The following is a 22,579-nucleotide window of genomic DNA, read 5'->3' as shown; positions in this document are numbered from 1 at the left end:
ATCGCTCCGTTTGGAGGCTGACGGGAGCGCTGCACTCTTGCGCGCCGCCACGCACCGCTCCGCGAGCATCCGAAACCGGAGTTTGCGGAAACCCGGACCAGCCGCTTCGGCTGGTGCCCCGGTTCGATTCCTGGCAAGGACACTACTCAGTTCCCTGCCGCCTTCCAAGCGATTTTTTCAGCCCCCGCCATCGCGCCGGCCCCCGGCCTCACGGTCGGCGGGCACTGAGCGCGCGGGCGATGCCGGCAAGATCACGGCGGGTGGGCCCGGTCTCCTTAAGGCCCGCATCGCGCAGGATGTCGCGCACCTGGCTGTCCTGTCCGGCCCCCAGTTCCAGCACCACCGCGCCACCGGGCACCAGCAGCCGCCCGAGGTCCGCGGCGATGGCCCGGTAGGCATCGAAGCCGTCCGCGCCGCCGTCCAGGGCCAACGACGGATCGTGCAGGCGCACCTCCCGCGGCAGGTTGGCGAGCGCCCCGTGGGCGATATAGGGCGGGTTCGACACCACCAGGTCAAAGCCGCCGGACAAGGCCGCCCCCCAATCCCCCACCATCACGGCGCTGCGATCCGCAACCCCGGCGTGCGCCAGATTGTCGCGCGCGGTGCGCGCCGCCCCCTCCGCGCGATCCACCCCGAGGCCGATGGCCAGCGGCCGCTCACTGAGCAGGGCCGCCAGAATGGCGCCCGAGCCGGTGCCCAGATCGAGAATGCGCAGCGGCGCCGCGCGATCGGGAAACAGCGCCAGAGCCTCCTCCACCACCGTTTCCGTATCAGGGCGCGGCACCAGAGTATCGGGCGAAAGGCGGAAATCGAGGCTCCAGAATTCGCGATGGCCCAGAATCCGCGCCACCGGCTCGCCGGAAATGCGCCGCACCAGCAGCGCCAGGGCCTGGCGCTCCACCTCTGGAGAGATGGGCTCATCGCGGCGGGCCAGCAGGGCGGAACGCGCGCAACCCAGCACATGGGCCAGCAGCAGGCCGGCCTCCAGCTCCGGCGCGCTGACACCGGAAACAGAGAGCTCGGCAGCCATCTGCCGACTGAAATTCCAAACCGTGAAAGGCCGGGCGTCGATCATCATCTGCTTGGGGCTGGTGGCCACACGCGCGCCGCGCGTGGGTCAAGGACGGGTTGTAAGTGTTTCAGGCTTCATCCGCCGCCGCCAGCAACGCCGCGTGGTGTTCGGTGAGCAATGCATCAAGAATGTCGTCAAGAGCGGTACCCGCCATCACCTCCTCAAGCTTGTAGAGGGTGAGGTTGATGCGGTGGTCGGTCACCCGTCCCTGCGGAAAATTATAGGTGCGGATGCGCTCGGAGCGGTCGCCGGAGCCCACCTGGCCCTTGCGCTCGGCGGCGCGGCCGGCGGCGGCGCGGGTGCGTTCCTCGTCCAAAAGGCGGGCCCGCAGCAGCGCCATGGCGCGCGCCTTGTTGCGGTGCTGGGAGCGCTCGTCCTGCACCGCCACCACCGTGCCCGTGGGCAGATGGGTGATGCGCACCGCGCTCTCGGTCTTGTTCACGTGCTGGCCGCCGGCGCCCTGGGCACGGAACACATCGATGCGCAGGTCCGCCTCGTTGATGTCCACATCCACCTCTTCCGCCTCCGGCAGCACGGCGACGGTGGCGGCCGAGGTATGGATGCGCCCGCCGCTCTCGGTCTGCGGCACCCGCTGCACCCTATGGACGCCGCTCTCGAACTTGAGGCGGGCATAGGCGCCGCGCCCGTGCACGGCGGCGATGATCTCCTTGTAGCCGCCCACGGTGCCCTCGCTCTCGGAGAGCACCTCCACGCTCCAGCCGCGCTCGGCGGCGTAGCGGGTGTACATGCGGTAGAGGTCGCCGGCGAACAGCGCCGCCTCGTCGCCACCGGTGCCGGCGCGGATCTCCAGGATCACGCCGCGCTCGTCCATGGCGTCCTTGGGCAGCAGCGCCAGCCGCACCAGATGGGTCAATTCCTCGATACGCCCATCGAGCCGCTCCACCTCGCTCTCCGCCAGGGCCCGCATCTCCGGGTCGCCGGCGGCCTCGGTGAGCAGTTCCTCGGCGCCGGCGCGGTCCTGCTCGGCCTGTTTCAGGGCCCGGACCTGCTCCACCACCGGCGCGAGATCGGCGAACTCGCGGCCGAGGCGCACATATTCGTCGCCTTCGGCGCCATGGGCGAGGGCGGCCTCGATTTCGGCATGGCGCGCGACCAGCTGGTCGAGCTTGGCAAGGGGCAGGGAGGACGACATGGGAACCTGAACCGATGAGCAAGGGGCCTCCGGTTCACGCCACCGGAGCGCGCGGGGCGATCACGCCCGTTGAGCCGCGCCCGCTACAACGGCACGCCGGTGGCTTCCGCGAAGCCGCGCAGGGCCCGGCGGATGTCGGCGGTTCCCGAATGGTCGTCCAGCAGCGGCAGCAGCACCTTGCGGGCGGCGGACACGTCCAGCTCCAAGAGCGTCGCCTTCACCGGGCCGATGGAGGCCGGCGACACCGACAGGGCGCGATAGCCCAGCGCCGCCAGCGCCACCGCTTCCAGCGGCCTGGCCGCCAACTCGCCGCACAGGGTCACCGGCTTGCCGTGGCGGGCGCCGGCCTCGGCCACCATGCGGAAGGCCCGCAGGGCCGGCGGCGAGAGCGGATCGAAGCGATCGGCCACCCGCACATTGGCGCGGTCGGCGGCGAACAGGAACTGCACCAGATCGTTGGACCCCACCGAGAGGAAATCGGCCCGGGCCAGGATCTCGTCCAATTGGAACAGGAGCGAGGGCACCTCGACCATGGCGCCCACATAGACCCGCTCCGGCAGGCCATGGCCGTGCTTGCGCAGATGGGTCAATTCGCGCTCGACGATGGCGCGGGCGGAATCGAACTCGTCCACCGCCGCCACCATGGGGAACATGAGGCGCAGATCCCGCCCGGCGCCGGCGCGCAGCAGCGCCCGCACCTGGGAGCGCAGCAGCCCCGGCCGGTCGAGGCCGAGGCGGATGGCGCGCCAGCCCAGCGCCGGATTCTCTTCCTCCACCGCCCGCATGTAGGGCAGCACCTTGTCGCCGCCGATGTCGAGGGTGCGGAAGGTCACCGGCCGCTCGCCGGCGGCGTCCAGGACCGCGCGATAGAGCTTCAACTGCTCCGAAATGCGCGGGAAGGCCGAGGCGATCATGAACTGCAGTTCGGTGCGGAACAGGCCGATGCCCGCCGCCCCGGTCTCGGCGATATGGGGCAGATCCACCAGCAGGCCGGCATTGAGGTGCAGATTGATATGCACCCCGTCCTTGGTCACCGACGGGCGGGTGCGCAGCGCCGCATACTGGGCCTGCCGGCGTGCGCGGAAGCGCACCTTCTCCGCATAGGCCTCTTCCACGTCGCCGGGGGGCCGCAGATGCACCTCCCCCGCCTGGCCATCGACGATCACCGGATCGCCGGAATCGGCAAGGCCGGTGACATTCTCCACCTGGCCCACGGCGGCGATGCCCAGGGCGCGGGCGACGATGGCCACGTGGCTGGTGGTGCCGCCCTCTTCCAGCACCAGGGCGCGGATGCGGGTGCGGTCATAGTCCAGCAGCGCCGCCGGGCTCATGTTGCGCGCCACCAGGATGGCGTTTTCCGGCAGCGCCTCGCGCTCCAGCAGGCCACCGCCGCGGCCACGGCCGGTCAGTTCCCGCAGCAGCCGGTTGGCGAGGTCGTCGAGGTCGTGCAGCCGCTCGCGCAGATAGGGGTCGGAGGCGCGCATCATGCGGGCGCGGGTATCCGACTGCACCCGCTCCACCGCGCCCTCGGCGGTGAGGCCGGACAGCACCGCCTCGCGCATCTTGTGCATCCAGCCCCGGTCGTGGGCGAACATGCGGTAGGCTTCGAGAATGTCCCGGTGCTCGCCGGACTTGGCGAGGCCGTCGTCCTCCAGGAGCATGTCGATGGAGTGGCGCAGCTTGCCGATGGCGGCATCCAGCCGGTGGGTTTCCCGCGGCACGTCGTCGGCGATGACGTTGGTCACCTTCACCCGCGGCTCGTGCAGCACCACATGGCCGAGGCCGAGGCCATCGGCCAACGCCACGCCCTGGAGGTGCAGCGGCCGGCGCACCGCCGGCTCGGCGCCGGGGCGGGCGAGCGCGGTGAGCTCGCCGGAGGCGATCATCTCCGCCAGCACCATGGCGGTGGTCTGCAGCGCCTCGATCTCTTCTTCCGTATAGGTGCGCCGGGCGCGGTTCTGCACCACCAGCACACCAAGGGTGTTGCCGGCCCGCAGGATCGGCACGCCGAGGAAGGAATTGTAGACCTCTTCCCCCGTCTCCGGACGGTAGGAGAATTCAGGATGGGCCTGGGCGTCGGACAGGGCCAGCGGCTCGGCCTCGCGGGCCACATGGCCGACGAGACCTTCCTCCACGCTCATCACCGTCTGGTGAACCGCGTCGCGATTCAGGCCCTCGGTGGCATAGAGCTCAAGGGTCTGATCGACGCGCAACACGTAGACCGAGCAGACCTCCGCGACCATGTTGGCGGCGATCAGCACCACGATCTTGTCGAGGCGATCCTGCGCGCTGACCTGCTCCGCCATCACTTCGCGGAGCCGGCGCAACAGCACGCGGGGACCGCCGAGCGCGCCACGCATCGGCCGCATCCTTAGATTGTGCGGGTTTCACACCCGCGGAGCCAACGGCGAACAAAGGTATCCCAAGGGGGATCCTGAAAGGTCCACCGTCAGTTGTCGAGCCCGTATAGCGAATGCAGAGTCCGAACCGCAAGTTCGGTGTATGCCGCATCGATGAGGAAGGAGATCTTGATCTCCGAGGTGGTGATGGCGCGGATATTGATACCCTTGGCCGCCAGCGCCTCGAACGCCTGGGCTGCAACGCCCGCGTGTGAGCGCATGCCGATGCCGATCACCGACACCTTGGTGACGTCGGTGGCCCCCTCCACGATCTGGTGGCCGATCACCGGCTGGGCGGTCTCGATCACCGCCTTGGCCCGCTCGTAATCGGCAGTGGGCACGGTGAAGGTGATGTCGGTGAAGCCATCGGCAGACACGTTCTGCACGATCATGTCCACATTGATGTGGGCATCCGCCAGCGGGCCGAACACCGAGGCCGCGATGCCCGGCTTGTCCGCCACCCGGCGGATGGACACTTGGGCCTCGTCCTTGGAGAAGGCGATGCCGGTGACCACCTGCATTTCCATCTGGTTTGCCACGATCTCCTCCTCGTCGCAGATGAGCGTTCCGGCCTTCTCCACGTTGGCCATCTCCGGCGCATCGGGATCCACCAGGCTGGAGCGCACGAAGGTGCGCACATTGTGCACCATGGCGAGCTCCACCGAGCGCACCTGCAGCACCTTGGCGCCCAGCGACGCCATTTCCAGCATTTCCTCGAAGGCCACGCGGTCCAGCCGCCGGGCCTTGGGCACCACTCGCGGATCGGTGGTGTAGACCCCGTCCACGTCGGTATAGATGTCGCAGCGCTCGGCCTTCAGGCCGGCGGCAATGGCCACCGCGCTGGTGTCGGAGCCGCCGCGCCCCAGGGTGGTGATACGCCCGCTCTCCGCATGGATGCCCTGGAAGCCGGCGATCACCGCCACCTCGCCGCCGTCGATGGCGGCGCCGAGCCGGGTGCCGTCGACCTCCATGATGCGGGCCGAGCCGTGGGCATCGTCGGTCAGAAGCGGGATCTGCCAGCCCTGCCAGGAGCGGGCGGGAATGCCGATCTGCTGCAGAGCGATGGCGAGCAGCCCCGAGGTCACCTGCTCGCCGGAGGCCACCACCGCGTCATACTCGCGCGGATCGTAGAGGGGCGCGGCCTCCTTGCACCAGGCCACCAGCTCATTGGTCTTGCCGGCCATGGCGGAAACCACCACCGCCACCTGGTGGCCGGCCTTCACCTCGCGCGCCACGTGACGCGCCACATTGCGGATACGCTCGATATTGGCGACCGAGGTGCCGCCGAACTTCATCACCAGCCGAGCCATCGCTCGTGCCTTTCTTCGATCTGAACAGGGGAAACGTCAGGTCGGCGCGCCACCGGCGCCGTCAGCGCAGCGTCATTTTCGACGTTTCGACGCTCCCGGGCGCGAGAGGGCGCACCAGAACGAGCGGGCGGAAGTGACGTTGCGGACCATCCCCGAAAACCTTATGCGCGCCGCCGGACAGGAAAGCGCGGCGCATTGCGGCGCCTCCATAGCGGCTCGCGGCGGCGGGGGCAACCTCGTCGCGTTCCGGAGGCGGGTTCGCCATCGCGCCACCTCGCCCCCGCCCGCGACAGACTTGTCCGCGATCGCCCCCATGGGGCATGACAGGGCGCCACCGGCCCCCGGCCGGCCCGCCAGGAGCGCTCCGCGCCATGTCCGATCCCAGCTCGCCCACCCCCTTCGCCCTCGACCCGCGCCTCGAAGGCGATGGGCCCTTCGTCCTCGACCTGCCCTTGTGCCACCTGCGGCTGGTGAACGATGCCCGCTTCTTCTGGGGCGTGCTGGTGCCGCGCCGCGCCGGCCTGGTGGAGATCACCGACCTTGCCGCTGCGGAACGGGCGGTGCTGATGGAGGAGATCGCGGTGGTGGCGGCGGCGGTGCAGGCCGCCTCCGGCTGCGCCAAGATCAATGTGGCGGCCTTGGGCAATGTGGTGGCGCAGCTCCACGTGCACGTGGTCGGCCGCAATCCCGGCGATGCCGCCTGGCCGGGCCCGGTGTTCGGCGTCGGCACCCGCGTGCTGCTGGACGCCGCCACCCGGGACGCGCGGCTCACCGCCCTGCGGCAGCGCCTGGCGCCGCCCGCCTAGGGCACCACGGCCTTTTGCGCGCGCCTCTTTCTCGCCACGGGAGCAGGCGCAATCAGGTCAACAGGCTTGCCTCGGTTCGGTCCCCGTGCCACCGTCCCGGGCCTGCGCCGCAGACCTCAGGTGCCGCTGCCCGCCATGTTCGTTCCGCCCCGCCCTTCCCTCGGCGCGCCGCCGCCGCTCGGCTATGTCGAGACCCGTATCGACCGCGCCGGCCATGTGCGGCCACAGGCGGACGCCTTGCGAGACCATCCGGAGGCGCGCACTTACCTGCTGGGCGGGGAATTGGTGGCCCTGGCGCCCCTCGGCCCGCCGCACGCGGCCCTGTTTTCCCGCGCCGCCGCCACCCCCTGGGCCAGTGGCGAACCGCTGTTCCTCGGGCTTGAGGCCGACGCGCCGCGCTTTGCCACCCCGTTCGATCCCGGCCGGCGGGAGGAGATGGAAGCGGCGGGTTTTGCCGTCACCGACCTGCGCTCGGTGGCCTCCGGCGGGCTGGTGGCGCCGACGGATCTGGGCGCCTTCGCCTGCGCCAAGGCGCTGTTCGGCTGGCATCAGCGGCATCGCTTCTGCTCCAATTGCGGCGGCGCCTCGCGCATCGTCGACGCCGGATGGCGGCGCGATTGCCCCGCCTGCGGCGCCCAGCATTTCCCGCGCACCGATCCGGTGGTGATCATGCTGGTGACCCGAGGCGACCGCTGCCTGCTCGGCCGCCAGCCCCAGTTCGCCCCGGGGATGTGGTCCTGCCTCGCCGGCTTCGTGGAGCCCGGCGAGACCTTCGAGGACGCGGTGCGCCGCGAAACCCTGGAAGAGGCGGGAATCCATGTGGGCGCCGTCCATTACCACCGCTGCCAGCCCTGGCCCTTCCCCATGTCGCTGATGATCGGCTGCTTTGCCGAGGCCACCAGCGACGCCATCACCATGGATCCGGGCGAGCTCGAAGCCGTGCGCTGGTTCGGGCGCGACGAAGTGGCGGCACTGATCGCCCACACCCATCCCGACGGCTTGTTCGCGCCAGCGCCGGCGGCCATCGCCCACCATCTGATGCGGGCTTTCGTGGAGGGCGCGCGTGGCTGAGGCGATGTCTCCCCCACCGGTGCTCCGCAAACGGCTCCGCCGGCTTCTGGACCTCGCCTTTCCCCCGCCCAGCGGCTTCGGCCGCACGCCGCGCCGGCCCGCCACCCTGGTCTATGGGCTAAATGATCCGGTGCCGCGGGGGCCGCTGCTGGCGCTGGCCACCCAGCACGCCATGCTGGCGGTGACCTTCCTCATCTACCCGCTGCTCGCCGCCACCGAAGCCGGGCTGTCGGCCGGGCAGATCTCCGCCCTGCTGTCGGCCTGCGCCCTCAGCATCGGCATTGCGACCATTCTGCAATGCCTGCGCAGCCGCTTCGGCAGCGGCTATCTCTGCGTCCACATTCCCGCGCCCGCGGCGATTCCCCTGGCGGTACAGGCCATCAGCCTGGGCGGGATCGGGCTGATGGCCATGAGCACCATTCTGGTGGGCCTGTGCCAGCTGTTTGCCGCCCGCCTGGCGCGCCCCCTTCGGGTGCTGCTGCCACCGGAAGTGTCGGGGGTCGCAGTGACCATGCTCGGCGTCTCGCTGGCGGGACCCGCCCTGCGCCGCGCCCTCGGCATCGTCGAAACCTCCGACTTCACCATCGGCGGGCATGCCTTGCTGACCAGCGCAGCGACCTTGGGAACGATCGTCGCCATCACCGTGTTCGCCCCCCGCCGGCTGAAGCTGTTCGCGGTCTTCTCCGGCGCCGCGCTCGGCTGGGGGCTGGCGGTGATCCTGGGCACCGGCCATCCGGGCACGGGCGATGCCATTGCCGCCGCGCCCCTCCTCGCCTGGCCACAGCTGAGCCTGCCCCCCCTCCGCTTCGACTCCAGCCTGTTCCCGCTGATGGCCTTGCTTGTGGTGATGAATCTGGTGGATGTGCTCTCCGTCACCGTTTCGCTGGAGAAGATGAACGATGCGGACTGGCGGCGGGCCGACATGGGCGCGGTGCAGCGCGCGGTGACCGCCTGCGGCCTCGGCAACGTGCTGAACGGGCTCACCGGCGGCTTCCAGTCCGGCCTGTCGTCCTCCTCGGTGGGCCTTGCCTTCGCCACCCAGGCCACCGCCCGGGTGATCGGCATCACCGCCGGCGTCCTCATCTGTGCCACCGCCTTCTTCCCGAAGGCCATCGTTGCCCTGACCATGATCCCCTCACCGGTGATCGGTGGCATCCTGCTCTACACCGCCGCCTATCTGGTGGTGGCCGGCATGGATCTGATCACCTCCCGCCGGCTATCGGAGCGGCGGGTGTTCTTGGTCGGCCTGTCGGTGCTGGCCGGCCTGTCGGTGGCGCTGCTGCCGCTGAAGGGACAGTTGCCGGTGGCGCTGCAGCCTTTGTTCTCCACGCCGCTGACCGTCGCCGCCTGCACCGCGATCCTGCTCAACATGCTGTTCCGCATCGGCATCTCGCGGGAGGTGGGGCAGCTGGTGCCGGTGCACGCCCACGCCTTTCCCTTCGCGCGCGATTTCCTGGAGCAGCAGGGCGATGCCTGGGGGGCGCGGCGCGACGTGATCGCCGCCGCCATCCCCACCGTGGCTCAGGCGCTGGAGCTGGTGACCGACAGCGGCCTTGCCGAAGGGCCCATCGAGCTGCGGGCCCGTTTCGACGAGACCCATCTCGACGTCTTCCTGCTCTATGACGGGGAAGTGGTGGAACCGCCCAAGGAGCAGCCCTCTCCCGAGGCGCTGCTGGGCGATGCCAAGGAGGTGGCGGCCTTCGCCGCCTATATGCTGCAGCGCCTGTCCGACCATGTGCGCTTCGGCCGCTCCGGCGGGCGCGCCCGCATCGCGCTCCGCTTCGACCACTGAGACGCCGGACGCCTATTCCGCGGCTTCCTCGGCCCGCAGCTTCAGCCGATAAGCATGGGCGGGATAGACGCCGAGAATGCGCATCTCGCGGGAGAAGAAGGCCAGTTCCTCCAGCGCCAGCTTCAGCGCGCGCTCGTCCGGGTGGCCGTCCACGTCCGCATAGAATTGGGTGGCGGTGAAGTGGCCGTCCATCTGGTAGGATTCGAGCTTGGTCATGTTGACGCCGTTGGTGGCGAAGCCCCCCAGCGCCTTGTAGAGGGCCGCCGGCACGTTGCGCACCCGGAACACGAAGGTGGTGACCACCGGCCCCTGGTCCGCCGGCGCCCATTCGCCATTGCGCGCCAGCACCACGAAGCGGGTGGTGTTGTGGGCTTCATCCTCGATATTCTCGGCCAGGATCTCCAGCCCATAGATCTCCGCCGCCAGCCGCGAAGCGATGGCGGCGCGGCTGATGTCGTGGGCCTCGGCGATCTCGCGGGCGGAGCCGGCGGTGTCGGCGCCGATCAGCGGGGTGAGCCCGTGGGCGCGGATGGCCTTGCGGCACTGCCCGAGCGCCATGACATGGCTCTGCACCGTCTTGAGGGTGTCGAGGCTGGCCCCGGGCACCGCCATGAGCTGGTGCGACAGGGGCAGGAAATATTCGCCGATGATGTTGAGCCGCGACTGCGGCATCAGGCTGTGGATGTCGGCCACCCGGCCGGCCACCGAATTCTCGATGGGGATCATGGCCAGCGCCGCGGTGCCGTTCTCCACGGCGGCGAACGCATCCTCGAAGGTGGCGCAGGGCACCGCCTCATAGTCGGGGAAAGCCTCGCGGCAGGCGATGTGGGAATTGGCGCCGGGCTCGCCCTGAAAGGTGATGCGCTGCATGGTGCTTTCGGTCTGCTTTCGATCTCACGCGGGTTTCAGCGGCCGGCCGCCTCAGCGGCCAGCAGCTGGCGGGCCCGTTCCAGATGGGCCGGGGTATCCACCCCCAGGGGCACGGTGTCCACCACCGCGACGTCGATTCGCATGCCGGCTTCCAGCGCCCGGAGCTGCTCCAGCTTCTCGCGCACCTCCAGCGGCGAGGGCGGCAGCGCCACGAACCGCGTCAGGGCCGCCCGTCGATAGGCGTAAAGGCCGATGTGGTGGTAGAGCGGCCCCTCGCCGGTGGGGGCCGTGGCGCGGGTGAAATAAAGCGCCCGCATAAGCCCCTCGCCAATGGGCGAGCCCACCACCTTCACCACGTTGGGGTCGGTCTTCTCTTCCGCGCGCACGATTTCCGCCGCCAGGGTGGCGATGTCCACCGCGGGGTCGCGCAGGGGCTCCAGCGCGCGGCGGATGCTGGCGGGGTCGATGGTGGGGATATCCCCCTGGACATTCACCACCGTCTCGATGGTGCCGGCGTCCTCCAGGGTGCACAGCGCCTCGAAGATGCGATCGGATCCCGAGGGATGATCCTCCCGGGTCATCGCCGCCTCGAAGCCGGCGGCGATGACCGCCTCCGCCACCTGCGGACTGTCGGTCGCCACCACCACGCGGCCGATTTCGGCTGCGGCGGCGCGACGCGCCACCTCGACGATCATGGGTCGCCCGCCCACGTCGGCCAGGGGCTTGCCCGGCAGGCGGGTGGCGGCCATGCGGGCCGGAATGAGAACAACGGTTTGAGCGCCGGACATGACGACCTCGATCGGTGCTGCGGGCTGCGGGCGGAGCGCGCAGAAGGGCAGTGGCGCGCGCTTTAATACGGGTTGCGCGGCCCCAATCAAAGTGCTTAGTGTCGCCACGAATGCGCGGCGTGTGTCCGCGCCGTCGTTGGGATTGGATGCATCCTGCCGCGCGCTGCCCATTTCGCGGCCGGGTGCGCCGAAAAAAGGGCTTCGAGGGGCAAAGCGCCGATGACCTTCTTTGAATTGAACAAAATCGCAGGTGCGACGCTGGGCGCGCTGGCGTTCGCCGTGGGCATCGGCGTGGTGTCGCAGGTCCTGTTCACGCCGGAAGCTCCGGCCAAGCCCGGGTACGATATCGTCATCACCGAAGGTGGCGCGGCGGTGGCCAAGGTGGCCGAGCCCCCCATCGAGGAGCTGTTCGCCTCCGCCTCCGTGGAAAAGGGCGCCACCGTCGCCAAGAAGTGCGCCGCCTGCCACAACTTCGCCGAAGGCGCCGGCCCCAAGGTGGGCCCCGACCTCTACGGCGTTGTGGGCCGCAAGGTGGCCAGCACCGAGGGCTTCTCGTATTCGGACGCCATGAAGGCCAAGGGCGGCGAATGGACCCCCGAGGCGCTCAACGAATTCCTCACCGCGCCGAAGAAGGCGGTGCCGGGCACGGCCATGGGCTTTGCCGGCCTGCCCAAGGGCGTGGATCGGGCCAACATGATCGCCTATTTGAACTCGCTGTCGCACAATCCGCAGCCGCTGCCCACTGCGGCCGCCGCCAAGTGAGGCTGCCAAGTGAGGCCGCCAGGTAAGGCCGCAAAGTAAGTGTGAGGCGCCTGAGTGTGAGGCGCGGATGTTGAGGGGAGTGCCGGCGACGGCCGCGGGCCGTTGGGCTGAGACCGGAAGCGGCACCTCGCCTCACGCATTTGTCAGGCATCGGAATGGAAAAAGGGCTGGTCCACGCGGACCGGCCCTTTTTGTTGCCGCAGCCGAGCGCCACCGTTCGCGCCCAGCCGGGGCGCCATCTTCCCCCGGTCGCGATCGGCGCCATAATCAGGTATCCCGATCTGCAGCGGACCTGTTCCTCGGAGTCGACGATGCCTGTGCTGATGACCCGCCGTACCTTCGCCCTCGCCGCCGCCTTGGCGCCGGCCCTTGCGGCACGCGGGGCCGCGGCACAAAGCGCGCCGGCCACCACCGATGCGCCCGCCGGCGGCGCGCCGGTGTTCCGCACCGGCGTCTCGCTGATGGGCGAACCCAAATATCCGGCCGGCTTTGCCCATTTCGATTATGTGAACCCGCAGGCCCCCAAGGGTGGCCTGCTGCGGCTCGCCGAGGACGGCACCTTTGATTCGCTCAATTTCGTGGTGCCCCGCGGCACCCCCGCCGCCGGCCTCAGCCTGATCTACGACACGCTCATGACCTCGGCTTTCGACGAGGTGGCGAGCGAATATGGCCTGCTGGCCGAGGGCGTCAGCTATCCACCGGATTTCTCGCAGGTCACCTATCGCCTGCGCGAAAACGCCCGCTGGCACGACGGCACCCCCATCACCCCGGCGGACGTGGTGTGGTCGTTCGAGACGCTGGTGGCCAACAACCCCAACCAGCGCTTCTACTACAGCCACGTGGTGAAGGCCGAGCAGACCGGCCCGCGTGACGTGACCTTCACCTTCGACCAGGCCGGCAACCGGGAGCTGCCGCAGATCGTCGGCCAGTTCATCGTGCTGCCCAAGCACTGGTGGACCGGCCAGGACGCTTCGGGCAAGCCGCGCGACGTCACCCAGGGCACCCTCGAGACGCCGCTGGGCTCGGGCGCCTATCGCATCAAGAGCATGGCCCCCGGCCGCACCATCGTCTACGAGCGCGTCGCCGATTATTGGGGCAAGGATCTGCCGGTGAACGTGGGCCGGAACAATTTCGACGAGATCCGCTACGAGTATTTCCGCGACGACACGGTGATGCTCGAGGCCTTCAAGGCGGACCAGTACGATTTCCGGGTGGAAAGCTCGGCCAAGAACTGGGCCACCGCGTATGACTTCCCCGCCCGCAAGGACGGCAAGGTGATCCTCGAAATGTTCGAGAACCGGGCCTCCGGCGTCATGCAGGCCTTCATTCCCAACCTGCGACGCGCCAAGTTCCAGGATCGGCGGGTGCGGCGCGCCCTGAACTATGCCCTGGATTTCGAGGGCATGAACCACACCTTGTTCTTCGACCAATACACGCGCATCTCCTCCTTCTTCTCCGGCACAGAGCTCGCCTTTTCCGGCCTGCCCGAGGGGCGCGAGCTGGAGATTCTCAACACGGTGAAGGGCCAGGTGCCGCAGGAGGTGTTCACCACCGCCTACACCAACCCCGTCAGCGGCAATGAGGAGGCGCGCCGCGCCAACCTGCGCGAGGCGGCGCGGCTCCTCAAGGACGCCGGATACGAGGTGAAGAACCGCAAGCTGGTGAATGCCGCCGGCGAGCCCTTCACCATCGAGATCCTGCTGGCGAGCCCGGCCATGGAGCGGGTGGCGGTGTTCTACAAGCCGGCGCTGGAGCGGCTCGGCATCACCGTCACCGTCCGCATGGTGGATTCTTCCCAATATATCAACCGGCTGCGGGCGCGTGACTTCGACATGATCGTGTCCGGCTGGGGCCAGTCGCTCTCGCCCGGCAACGAACAGCGCGATTTCTTCGGCGCCCAGGCGGCGGATCGGGAAGGCTCGCGCAACTATGCCGGCATCAAGGATGCGGCGGTGGACGCGCTCATCGACAAGGTGATCTACGCCACCGACCGGGCCGATCTGGTGGCCGCCACCCACGCCCTCGACCGGGTGCTGATGTGGAACGAGTTCGTCATTCCCGCCTGGACCTTGAACTACACCCGCACCGCCCGCTGGGATCGCTTCTCCCACCCCGCGCCGCTGCCGGCCTATTCCTTCGCCTTCCCCGACATCTGGTGGTTCGATGCCGCCAAGGCGGCCAAGATCGGAGGCGGCAAATGAGCCTGAGCCGTCGTGCCCTGTTGCGGATCGGCGTCGGCGCGGGCCTGCTGGCACCGGCGCTCGCCCCCCGTCTCGCCCGCGCCGAGGGGCCATCGCCCCTGGCGGCGGCGGCCGACGAGGGCGGCAGCCCCACCGCCGTCCTCAAGCAGCACGGCCTCTCCTTCTTCGGCGACCTGAAATATCCCGCCGACTTCACCCATTTCGACTATGTGAACCCGGACGCCCCCAAGGGCGGCCCGTTCTCGCAGATGGGGCGGACCACCTTCTACAACCAGTCGCTGACCACCTTCGACACGCTGAACCCCTATAACCAGCGGGGCAACGGCGCCCAGGGCATCGAGCTCATCTACGATACGCTGATGACCGCCGCCGGCGACGAGAAGAGCGCGCTGTATCCGCGCCTCGCCACCGGCGCCGAGATCAGCGACGACGGGCTGACCTATCGCTTTCCCCTGCGCCCCGAAGCCCGCTTCCACGACGGTACGGCGCTCACCTCCGCCGATGTGGTCGCCACCTTCGAGGCGCTGAAGGCGGACGGCTACGAGACTATCCGCATGGCCCTGCGCGACCTCATTGAGGTGGAGGCCGATGGCGACCACGCCGTGGTGATGCGCTTCAAGGCCGGGCGGGCCCGCGACGTACCGCTGACCGCCGCCGGCATGCCCATCTTCTCCAAGGCATTTCTGGCCAGGCATCCGTTCAACCAATCGTCCCTGGAGCCGCCGCTGGGATCCGGCCCCTACAAGGTCTCCCGGCTGGAGCAGGGCCGCTATATCGAATACGAACGGGTGAAGGACTATTGGGGCCAGAACCTCCCGACGCTGAAGGGCCGCTTCAATTTCGATACGGTGCGCTACGAATATTTCCGCGACCGCATCGCCGGCCTCGAAGGCTTCAAGGCCAAGGTCTATCTGTTCCGTGAGGAATTCACCGCCCGCGAATGGGCGACACAATATGACTTCCCGGCGGTGCATGACGGCCGGGTGAAGACCGAGACCCTGCCGGATGAATCCTTCTCCGGCGTGCAGGGCTGGTTCCTCAACACCCGGCGCCCGCAATTCTTTGACCGGCGGGTGCGCGAGGCCATTGGCCTGTTGTTCGACTTCGACTGGACGCGGCGGAATCTGATGTATGATTCCTACCACCGCACCGTCTCCTTCTTCCAGAATTCGGACATGATGGCGGAAGGCCTGCCCTCCCCCGCCGAGCTGAAGCTCCTGGTGCCGTTCCGCGACAAGGTTCCGGAAGAGGTGTTCGGCGAACCCTATGTGCCCCCCGTCTCCGACGGCTCCGGCGAGGACCGCGCCTTGCGGCTGAAAGCCGTGGCGCTGCTGAAGGAGGCCGGCTACGGCTTTCGCCAGGGCAAACTGGTGGGGCCGAAGGGCGAGACCATCACCATCGAGTTCCTGGACGACGACGGCGCCATGGAGCGCCACCACGCCCGCTTCATCGGCCACCTGAAAAAGGTGGGCATCGACGCCACCTTCCGCATCGTCGATCCGGCCCAGTTCCAGGCCCGGCTGCAGACGTTCGATTTCGATGTGGTGGTGCGGCGCTACAGCTTCGCGCCCTATCCGGGAGACGAGCTGAGGGCCTATTTCTCCACCGAGGCGGCCCGCACGCCGGGCTCCTACAATGTGGCCGGCATCGCCGATCCGGTGGTGGACGCCCTCATCGCCCAGGCGCTGGCGGCCCAGGATGCCGCGGCCCTCACCACCTGCTGCCGCGCCCTCGACCGGGTGCTGCGGGCCGGCCATTATTGGGTGCCGCAATGGTATTCGGGCGAGCACCGCATCGCCTATTGGAACGTGTTCGACCGGCCGCAGACCAAGCCGCGCTACGAACTCGGCGTCCTCGACACCTGGTGGAGCACCACCCCGGAGACGACGCATGGCGGCTGAGCGTCGCTAGAGTCTTGAGTTCACGCATTTTCCCCGCGCGCACCAGTGTCCACCCGGCGCGAATGCTCTAGACTGGGGACCGCCGCACGGCTGGATCGGGAGACGGGATGCTCGCTTACATCATCCGCCGCATTGCCCTCATGGTGCCGACCATTCTCGGCATCATGCTGGTGTCGTTCGTGGTCATCCAGTTCGCCCCCGGCGGGCCGGTGGAACGGGTGATCGCCCAACTGACCGGCGACGACGTGTCCGCCACCTCCCGCGTTTCCGGTGGCGGCGGCGATTTCTCCGGCGGCGCGGCGGCCGCCCAGGCGGCGGGAACGGCCGATGCCGTCTCCTCCAAATATCGCGGCGCCCAGGGGCTCGACCCGGCCTTCATCAAGCAGCTGGAGAAGCAGTTCGGCTTCGACAAGCCGCCGCACGAGCGCTTCTTCAAGATGATCGCCGATTACGCCACCTTCGATTTCGGCCGTTCCTATTTCCGCGACATCTCGGTGATCGACCTCATCGCCGAGAAGATGCCCGTCTCCATCTCGCTGGGCCTGTGGATGACGCTGATCACCTACGCCATCTCCATTCCGCTGGGCATCGCCAAGGCCATGCGCGACGGCTCGAAGTTCGACATGTGGACCTCGGCGGTGGTGATCGTCGGCTATGCCATCCCCTCCTTCCTGTTCGCCATCCTGCTCATCATCCTGTTCGCCGGCGGCTCGTTCCTGGACCTGTTCCCCCTGCGCGGGCTGGTCTCCGACAATTTCTGGCAGATGAGCTGGCCGGAACGCATCGCCGATTATGCCTGGCACCTGGTGCTGCCGCTCACCTCCATGGTGCTCGGCGCCTTCGCCACCATGACGCTGCTCACCAAGAATTCGTTCCTGGAAGAGATCCGCAAGCAATACGTGACCACCGCGCGCATGAAGGGCCTCACCGAAAACCGGGTGCTCTATGGCCACGTGTTCCGCAATGCCATGCTGATCGTCATTGCCGGCTTTCCCGGCGCCTTCATCTCCGCCTTCTTCACCGGCTCGCTGCTGATCGAGACCATCTTCTCCCTGGACGGGCTCGGCCTCCTGTCGTTCGAGAGCGTCTTGAACCGGGATTATCCGGTGGTGTTCGCCACCCTCTACATCTTCTCCCTCGCCGGCCTCATCGTCGGCCTCGTCTCCGACCTCACCTACATGCTGGTCGATCCGCGCATCGACTTCGAGACGCGGGAGGTGTGAGGCCATGGAGAACGTGCCGCTGCTCCAGCCGGGCGAACCCACCGACATGCCCGCCGCCCGCGAACTGCCCCATGGCGCGCTGCCGCCGCCGGGCGAAACCCGGCGCCACAGCCGCTTCGCCCTCTCACCCCTCAACCGGCGGCGGCTCGCCAATTTCCGCCGCAACGGGCGCGGCTATGGCTCGTTCATCCTGTTCTCGGTGCTGTTCGTGCTGTCGCTCGGCGCCGAGTTCATCGCCAACGACAAGCCCATCCTCGTCTCCTACGAGGGGCATTATTATTTCCCGGTGGTGCACGCCTATCCGGAGACCGCCTTCGGCGGCGACTTCGAGACCGACGCCGACTATCGCGACCCCTATCTGCAGAAGCTGATCGCCGAGAAGGGCGGCTGGATGGTGTGGCCGCCCATCCGCTATTCCTATTCCACCCACAATCTGGACCTGCCCACCCCGGCCCCCTCGCCGCCCACCTGGATGCTCACCGAGGACCAGTGCAAGGCGGTGGCCGAAAAGAAGGGCGTGTCCGGCTGCGCGGGCCTTGAATGGAACTGGCTCGGCACCGACGACCAGGGTCGCGACGTGCTGGCCCGGCTCATCTACGGCTTCCGCATCTCCGTGCTGTTCGGCCTGGCGCTCACCGTCATCTCGTCCATCATCGGCGTCGCGGCAGGGGCGGTGCAGGGCTATTTCGGCGGCTGGGTGGATCTCTTGTTCCAGCGCTTCATCGAGATCTGGACGGCCATTCCCTCGCTCTATCTGCTGCTCATCATCTCCTCCATCCTGGTGCCGGGCTTCTGGGTGCTGCTCGGCATCCTGCTGCTGTTCTCCTGGGTGTCGCTGGTGGGGCTGGTGCGGGCGGAATTCCTGCGGGCGCGCAACTTTGAATATGTGCAGGCGGCCCGGGCCCTCGGGGTGGGCAATTTCACGCTCATGACGCGGCATATCCTGCCCAACGCCATGGTGGCGACGCTGACCATGCTGCCCTTCATCCTCTCCTCCTCGGTGATGACGCTCACCGCCCTGGATTTCCTCGGCTTCGGCCTGCCCCCCGGCTCGCCGTCCCTCGGCGAGCTGTTGTCCCAGGGCAAGAACAACATCCAGGCCCCCTGGCTCGGCCTCACCGGCTTCTTCACCGTGGCGCTGATGCTGAGCCTGCTCATCTTCATCGGCGAAGCGGTGCGCGACGCCTTCGACCCGCGCAAAACGTTCGAGTGACCCGACCTTCGGCCGGGCTGTGGTAGACTGGCGCGGGTTGGGCAGGCAGGTGACGCTATTCGGGTGACGAGATGAACAAGATCGTGCGCGAGCATTACCCGGTGGACAAGCTGCCGGAGGACCTGCGGCAGGGCCTCACGGCCGGCCAGACCGTCACCATCACGGTGGAGGAGGAGACGAAGCTCGATCGCGACGCATTCGACGCTTTGGTCGCCGACATCCTCGCCCATCCGCAACCCATGACGATCCAGGAAATCCGCGCACTGGTCGGCCCCCGCAACGTCACCTCCGAGGAGGCCGTCGCCCGCATCCGCGCCCTTCGAGACGAGTGGGATTGACCGCCGGTGCGCCTCTATTTCGACGTGAACACCATCATTGAGCTGGTCGAGGGACCGGGCGCCTCGCTGGATCGCTTCGCAGGTCTGCTGGCCGGCGGCCGTCAGACCGGCGCAGTGGTCGTCACCAGCGAGCTGTCGCTGGCGGAGCTCCTGGTCAAGCCGCTGCGGGATCAGGACCTGCACCTCGTCATCGGCTACAATAGCCTTCTTGCCGGCGGCACCGCCGGGCAGATCGAGGCGCATCCGGTGTCCCGCGACATCCTCGGGCGGGCGGCCCGGGTGCCAAACAGGAAGCCGAGCACCAAGCTGCCCGATGCCATCCATATCGCCACTGCCGAACACGCCGCGTGCGATGCGATCATCACGGCCGACAGACGGTGGCGCGACGCGACCGCCATTCAGCTGACTGATCCAGCGGATTTCGACTTTGCGACCTTCATCGAGAAACGCCGATGACTGATCCCCTCCTCTCCGTTCGCAACCTTTCCGTCGCCTTTCGCCGCGAGGGCACCCAGGCGCTGGCGGTGAAGGGCGTGTCGTTCGACATCACCAAGGGCGAGACCCTGGCCCTGGTGGGCGAAAGCGGCTCCGGCAAGTCGGTCACCGCGTTGTCGGTGCTGAAACTCCTGAACTATCCCGCCGCCAGCCACCCCACCGGCGAGATCCTGTTCCAGGGCCGCGACCTCTTGCAGGTGTCCGAGCGCGAGCTGCGCGGGGTGCGCGGCAACAAGATCACCATGGTGTTCCAGGAACCCATGAGCTCCCTGAACCCGCTGCACACCATCGAGCAGCAGGTGGGCGAAATGCTCATTCTGCACCGCGGCCTTTCCGCCAATGCCGCCCGCGCCCGCACCCTGGAGCTGCTCGCCGAGGTGGGCATTCCCGATCCCGCCGCCCGGCTCTCCGCTTATCCGCACCAATTGTCCGGCGGCCAGCGCCAGCGCGTCATGATCGCCATGGCGCTCGCCAACGAACCCGACCTCCTGATCGCCGACGAGCCCACCACCGCCCTCGATGTCACGGTGCAGGCGCAGATCCTCAAGCTCTTGAAGGATCTGCAGGCCCGGCTCGGCATGGCCATGCTGTTCATCACCCACGATCTCAACATCGTGCGCAAGATCGCCGATCGGGTGTGCGTGATGCAGAAAGGCGAGATCGTCGAGCAGGGCGGCGCCGAGGAAACCTTCCTCACCCCCCGCCATCCCTATACCCAGGCGCTGTTGAGCGCCGAGCCGAAGCCCGATCCGGCACCGGTGGCGGCGGATGCGCCCATCGTGGTGGAGGCCACCGATCTCAAGGTGCATTTCCCCATCAAGCGCGGCGTGTTCCGCAAGACCATCGGCCATGTGAAGGCGGTGGACGGCATCACCATCGCCATCCGCCGCGGCGAAACCTTGGGCGTGGTGGGTGAGAGCGGCTCCGGCAAGACCACGCTGGGCCTCGCCTTGCTGCGCCTCATCTCCTCGGCGGGGCCGGTCACCTTCCTCGGCCGGCGCATCGACGGCCTCGGCTTCAAGGCCCTGCGGCCGCTCCGGGCCGACATGCAGATCGTGTTTCAGGATCCCTACGGCTCCTTGTCGCCACGCATGTCGGTGAGCGAGATCGTCGCCGAAGGCCTTCTGGTGCACCAGCGCCAGCTCGATGCGGACCAACGGGAGGCGCGGGTGATCGCGGCGCTGGCGGATGTGGGGCTCGACCCGGAGACCCGCCACCGCTACCCCCATGAATTCTCCGGCGGCCAGCGCCAGCGCATCTCCATCGCCCGCGCCATGGCGCTCGAACCCTCCTTCGTGGTGCTGGACGAGCCCACCAGCGCCCTCGACATGATCGTGCAGGCACAGATCGTCGAGCTGCTGCGGGCGCTGCAGCGGAAGCGCGACCTCACCTTCATGTTCATCTCCCATGATCTGCGGGTGGTGTCGGCGCTGGCGAGCCGCATCCTGGTGATGCGCAACGGCAGGATGGTGGAGGAAGGCCCGGCCCGCACGGTGTTCGAGCAGCCGCGGGAGGATTACACCCGCGCCCTGTTCGCCGCCGCCTTCTCCCTGGAAACCGACACCTCCGGCGTGGTGCGCCAATGACCGCCCCCTTGAAGCCCCTGCCCGGTGACGGGCCCGCTGACGTCACGGTGGAGGGGCCCACCCCCCTCGGCAATGGCTACCGCCCCTATGAGCGCTACACCGCCCATCTCGCCGATGACGGGACGGTGGTGAGCCAGACCCGCGACATCCTGCGTGGCGGCTGCGTGGTCGGGGTGCTCGCCTATGATCCGGTGCGCGACCAGGTGGTGCTGGTGCGCCAGTTCCGCCTGCCGGCCTATCTCGCCCTGGGGCCGGCGCGCAGCGAGCTCGTTGAGATCGTCGCCGGCGGCGTGGAGGAGGGCGAGCCGGAAGAGGCCGCCGCCCGCCGCGAATGCCTGGAGGAAATCGGCGTCGCCCCCGGCCGCATGGTGCCCTTTCTCCAGTTCATGCCCACCTCGGGCATCACCGATGAGCAGGCCACCCTGTTCCTGGCCGAGGTGGACGCGGCTGCCGTGCCCGCGCACACCGGCCTTGCGGAGGAGACGGAAGTCATCCGTCCCCTGGTGCTGTCGGTGGACGAGGCCCTCGCCATGCTGGCGGCCGGGCGCTGCGCCAATGGCTATCTGATCATCGCCCTGCAGTGGCTCGCTCTCAACCGGGCGCGGCTGCCGGCCCTGCTCGACGGTTGAGCTCAGCCGAGCCGGTCGAGGTCGAACGCCGCCAGATCCTCCAGCAGCTCCACGAAGGCGCGGGCGCCGAACTGCGCCGCCGCCTCCCCCTTCTCCGCCGTGGCGCCGCGGGCATCGCCCATGGCGCCGGCCGCGCTCAGATCCTCGCTGGCCCAGGCGAAGCCCACCGGGTGGTTGGCCCTGAGGCGCTTGAAGTCATGTTCCATGGCGATGGAATAGGGGGCGAAATCGGCCGCCTGGGCCATGTCCACCAGATCCGGGCGAAACACCAGCATCAGCGACGTTTCTACCTCGCCCCCATGGATGCCATGGGCCCGCTCGGCATCGCTGAACAGGCCGGGCGGATAGCCGTAGCGGTGCATGGACGACATCGCCACCAGCATGCCGTGGTCGAGCCGCAGGGTGCGGGCCACGAGGTCGATCACCGGCACATTGCCGCCATGGGTGTTCATGATCACCAGCCGGCGCACCCCGGCGCGGGCGAGGCAGGCGCCGATCTCGCCCCAGGCGGTGATGGCGGTGGTGGGCGACAAGGTGAGGGTGCCGGCGAAGTTCTGGTGCTCATCGGACTTGCCGATGCTCTGCACCGGCAGCATCGCCACCGCGAGACCATCCGGCACCAGCGGTGCGATGCGCGCGATATAGCCCTCGGCGATGAAGGTGTCGGTGCCGAGGGGCAGATGGGGCCCGTGCTGCTCCACCGCCGCCACGGGCAGCACCGCCACCAGCCGCGACATGTCGAGCGCCGCCACCGCCGTGGTGGAGAGTTCCGACCATTTCACGAACAAGGGGCCCCTCCCGGCGGGCCACCGCCCGCGCATCACCCGCGCACCGAATATCCGGCCCATGGACCCAAGACGCCGGCCCCGTCAAGCCGCGCCCTGGGTCCGCGGGCGCCATTTTACCTGCATCAGCGAGGTGATATAGGATCATTCCAAAATGAGTGACGCCCCGTTCCACCGGGCCTTCC

Annotated in this window: 19 protein-coding genes; 12 read left to right on the top strand and 7 right to left on the bottom strand. The window is 68.5% G+C overall.

What is annotated here, in order from left to right:
- Positions 1-208 precede the first annotated feature (208 nt).
- From prmC to MEU52_RS16050, 4 genes are all read right to left on the bottom strand, one after another.
- On the bottom strand, positions 209-1,075 hold the full coding sequence (prmC, locus tag MEU52_RS16065; RefSeq protein WP_238122450.1) for a peptide chain release factor N(5)-glutamine methyltransferase: 867 nt from the start codon (positions 1,073-1,075) through the stop codon (positions 209-211).
- A 64-nt stretch (positions 1,076-1,139) separates the two neighbouring features.
- Positions 1,140-2,225, bottom strand: a complete 1,086-nt coding sequence (gene prfA, locus MEU52_RS16060) for a peptide chain release factor 1 (protein ID WP_238122140.1) — start codon at positions 2,223-2,225, stop codon at positions 1,140-1,142.
- 83 nt (positions 2,226-2,308) lie between these two features.
- Positions 2,309-4,585, bottom strand: a complete 2,277-nt coding sequence (ptsP, locus tag MEU52_RS16055) for a phosphoenolpyruvate--protein phosphotransferase (RefSeq protein ID WP_238122141.1) — start codon at positions 4,583-4,585, stop codon at positions 2,309-2,311.
- A gap of 89 nt (positions 4,586-4,674) precedes the next feature.
- Entirely contained in the window at positions 4,675-5,934 is a 1,260-nt protein-coding gene (locus MEU52_RS16050; RefSeq protein ID WP_238122142.1) for an aspartate kinase, read from the bottom strand.
- Between the two features lie 371 nt (positions 5,935-6,305).
- On the opposite strand from MEU52_RS16050, the gene MEU52_RS16045 reads away from it, so the two are divergent.
- From MEU52_RS16045 to MEU52_RS16035, 3 genes are all read left to right on the top strand, one after another.
- Complete coding sequence (locus tag MEU52_RS16045; RefSeq protein ID WP_238122143.1) at positions 6,306-6,740, top strand: HIT domain-containing protein; 435 nt, start codon at positions 6,306-6,308, stop codon at positions 6,738-6,740.
- A 135-nt stretch (positions 6,741-6,875) separates the two neighbouring features.
- Positions 6,876-7,811 carry an NAD(+) diphosphatase gene (gene nudC, locus MEU52_RS16040; RefSeq protein WP_238122144.1) on the top strand — a complete coding sequence of 312 codons (936 nt, stop codon included), beginning with the start codon at positions 6,876-6,878 and terminating at the stop codon, positions 7,809-7,811.
- Complete coding sequence (locus tag MEU52_RS16035) at positions 7,804-9,603, top strand: uracil-xanthine permease family protein (protein WP_238122145.1); 1,800 nt, start codon at positions 7,804-7,806, stop codon at positions 9,601-9,603. The genes nudC and MEU52_RS16035 overlap by 8 nt, the downstream gene beginning before the upstream one ends.
- A 12-nt stretch (positions 9,604-9,615) precedes the next feature.
- On the opposite strand, the gene MEU52_RS16030 is transcribed toward MEU52_RS16035, so the two are convergent.
- Both MEU52_RS16030 and MEU52_RS16025 read right to left on the bottom strand, forming a co-directional pair.
- Complete coding sequence (locus tag MEU52_RS16030) at positions 9,616-10,473, bottom strand: prephenate dehydratase (RefSeq protein ID WP_238122146.1); 858 nt, start codon at positions 10,471-10,473, stop codon at positions 9,616-9,618.
- 35 nt (positions 10,474-10,508) lie between these two features.
- A complete protein-coding gene (locus MEU52_RS16025) occupies positions 10,509-11,261 on the bottom strand; it encodes a 3-deoxy-manno-octulosonate cytidylyltransferase (protein ID WP_238122147.1) in 753 nt (250 codons plus the stop codon).
- Between the two features lie 219 nt (positions 11,262-11,480).
- Here MEU52_RS16025 and MEU52_RS16020 point away from each other — a divergent pair, with 219 nt between their 5' ends.
- The 9 genes from MEU52_RS16020 to MEU52_RS15980 all read left to right on the top strand — a co-directional run bounded on the left by MEU52_RS16020 (position 11,481) and on the right by MEU52_RS15980 (position 21,609).
- A complete protein-coding gene (locus MEU52_RS16020) occupies positions 11,481-12,023 on the top strand; it encodes a c-type cytochrome (RefSeq protein WP_238122148.1) in 543 nt (180 codons plus the stop codon).
- Between the two features lie 311 nt (positions 12,024-12,334).
- Positions 12,335-14,224 carry an extracellular solute-binding protein gene (locus MEU52_RS16015; RefSeq protein ID WP_238122149.1) on the top strand — a complete coding sequence of 630 codons (1,890 nt, stop codon included), beginning with the start codon at positions 12,335-12,337 and terminating at the stop codon, positions 14,222-14,224.
- Complete coding sequence (locus MEU52_RS16010; protein WP_238122150.1) at positions 14,221-16,125, top strand: extracellular solute-binding protein; 1,905 nt, start codon at positions 14,221-14,223, stop codon at positions 16,123-16,125. Before MEU52_RS16015 ends, MEU52_RS16010 begins: the two co-directional genes overlap by 4 nt.
- A gap of 107 nt (positions 16,126-16,232) precedes the next feature.
- Positions 16,233-17,348, top strand: coding sequence for a microcin C ABC transporter permease YejB (locus tag MEU52_RS16005; protein ID WP_238122151.1), 1,116 nt, complete (start codon positions 16,233-16,235; stop codon positions 17,346-17,348).
- 46 nt (positions 17,349-17,394) lie between these two features.
- The gene (locus tag MEU52_RS16000) at positions 17,395-18,561 is read left to right on the top strand and encodes an ABC transporter permease (protein ID WP_238122451.1); all 1,167 of its coding nucleotides are present in this window, start codon (positions 17,395-17,397) and stop codon (positions 18,559-18,561) included.
- A gap of 71 nt (positions 18,562-18,632) precedes the next feature.
- Positions 18,633-18,899 (top strand): hypothetical protein, encoded by a 267-nt coding sequence (locus MEU52_RS15995; protein WP_238122152.1) that lies wholly within the window; start codon positions 18,633-18,635, stop codon positions 18,897-18,899.
- 6 nt (positions 18,900-18,905) lie between these two features.
- Positions 18,906-19,355, top strand: a complete 450-nt coding sequence (locus tag MEU52_RS15990) for a type II toxin-antitoxin system VapC family toxin (protein ID WP_238122153.1) — start codon at positions 18,906-18,908, stop codon at positions 19,353-19,355.
- Positions 19,352-20,980 (top strand): ABC transporter ATP-binding protein, encoded by a 1,629-nt coding sequence (locus tag MEU52_RS15985; protein WP_238122154.1) that lies wholly within the window; start codon positions 19,352-19,354, stop codon positions 20,978-20,980. Before MEU52_RS15990 ends, MEU52_RS15985 begins: the two co-directional genes overlap by 4 nt.
- Positions 20,977-21,609, top strand: coding sequence for an NUDIX domain-containing protein (locus MEU52_RS15980; protein ID WP_238122155.1), 633 nt, complete (start codon positions 20,977-20,979; stop codon positions 21,607-21,609). Before MEU52_RS15985 ends, MEU52_RS15980 begins: the two co-directional genes overlap by 4 nt.
- 2 nt (positions 21,610-21,611) lie before the next feature.
- On the opposite strand, the gene MEU52_RS15975 is transcribed toward MEU52_RS15980, so the two are convergent.
- On the bottom strand, positions 21,612-22,397 hold the full coding sequence (locus MEU52_RS15975; protein WP_273546260.1) for a creatininase family protein: 786 nt from the start codon (positions 22,395-22,397) through the stop codon (positions 21,612-21,614).
- Between the last annotated feature and the right edge of the window lie 182 nt (positions 22,398-22,579).

This window comes from Xanthobacter sp. NM-25 (genome assembly GCF_022138605.1).
Taxonomy (GTDB): Bacteria; Pseudomonadota; Alphaproteobacteria; order Rhizobiales; family Xanthobacteraceae; genus Xanthobacter.
Note: the sequence above shows the minus strand (reverse complement) of the source record. Positions and strands in the feature narration are given on the sequence as shown.

Bases quoted from the DNA above. Each gene is read 5' to 3' on its own strand.
- prmC (WP_238122450.1), bottom strand. From the start codon at position 1,075: ATGATCGACGCCCGGCCTTTCACGGTTTGGAATTTCAGTCGGCAGATG.
- prfA (WP_238122140.1), bottom strand. From the start codon at position 2,225: ATGTCGTCCTCCCTGCCCCTTGCCAAGCTCGACCAGCTGGTCGCGCGC.
- ptsP (WP_238122141.1), bottom strand. From the start codon at position 4,585: ATGCGTGGCGCGCTCGGCGGTCCCCGCGTGCTGTTGCGCCGGCTCCGC.
- MEU52_RS16050 (WP_238122142.1), bottom strand. From the start codon at position 5,934: ATGGCTCGGCTGGTGATGAAGTTCGGCGGCACCTCGGTCGCCAATATC.
- MEU52_RS16045 (WP_238122143.1), top strand. From the start codon at position 6,306: ATGTCCGATCCCAGCTCGCCCACCCCCTTCGCCCTCGACCCGCGCCTC.
- nudC (WP_238122144.1), top strand. From the start codon at position 6,876: ATGTTCGTTCCGCCCCGCCCTTCCCTCGGCGCGCCGCCGCCGCTCGGC.
- MEU52_RS16030 (WP_238122146.1), bottom strand. From the start codon at position 10,473: ATGCAGCGCATCACCTTTCAGGGCGAGCCCGGCGCCAATTCCCACATC.
- MEU52_RS16025 (WP_238122147.1), bottom strand. From the start codon at position 11,261: ATGTCCGGCGCTCAAACCGTTGTTCTCATTCCGGCCCGCATGGCCGCC.
- MEU52_RS16020 (WP_238122148.1), top strand. From the start codon at position 11,481: ATGACCTTCTTTGAATTGAACAAAATCGCAGGTGCGACGCTGGGCGCG.
- MEU52_RS16015 (WP_238122149.1), top strand. From the start codon at position 12,335: ATGCCTGTGCTGATGACCCGCCGTACCTTCGCCCTCGCCGCCGCCTTG.
- MEU52_RS16010 (WP_238122150.1), top strand. From the start codon at position 14,221: ATGAGCCTGAGCCGTCGTGCCCTGTTGCGGATCGGCGTCGGCGCGGGC.
- MEU52_RS16005 (WP_238122151.1), top strand. From the start codon at position 16,233: ATGCTCGCTTACATCATCCGCCGCATTGCCCTCATGGTGCCGACCATT.
- MEU52_RS16000 (WP_238122451.1), top strand. From the start codon at position 17,395: ATGCCCGCCGCCCGCGAACTGCCCCATGGCGCGCTGCCGCCGCCGGGC.
- MEU52_RS15995 (WP_238122152.1), top strand. From the start codon at position 18,633: ATGAACAAGATCGTGCGCGAGCATTACCCGGTGGACAAGCTGCCGGAG.
- MEU52_RS15985 (WP_238122154.1), top strand. From the start codon at position 19,352: ATGACTGATCCCCTCCTCTCCGTTCGCAACCTTTCCGTCGCCTTTCGC.
- MEU52_RS15980 (WP_238122155.1), top strand. From the start codon at position 20,977: ATGACCGCCCCCTTGAAGCCCCTGCCCGGTGACGGGCCCGCTGACGTC.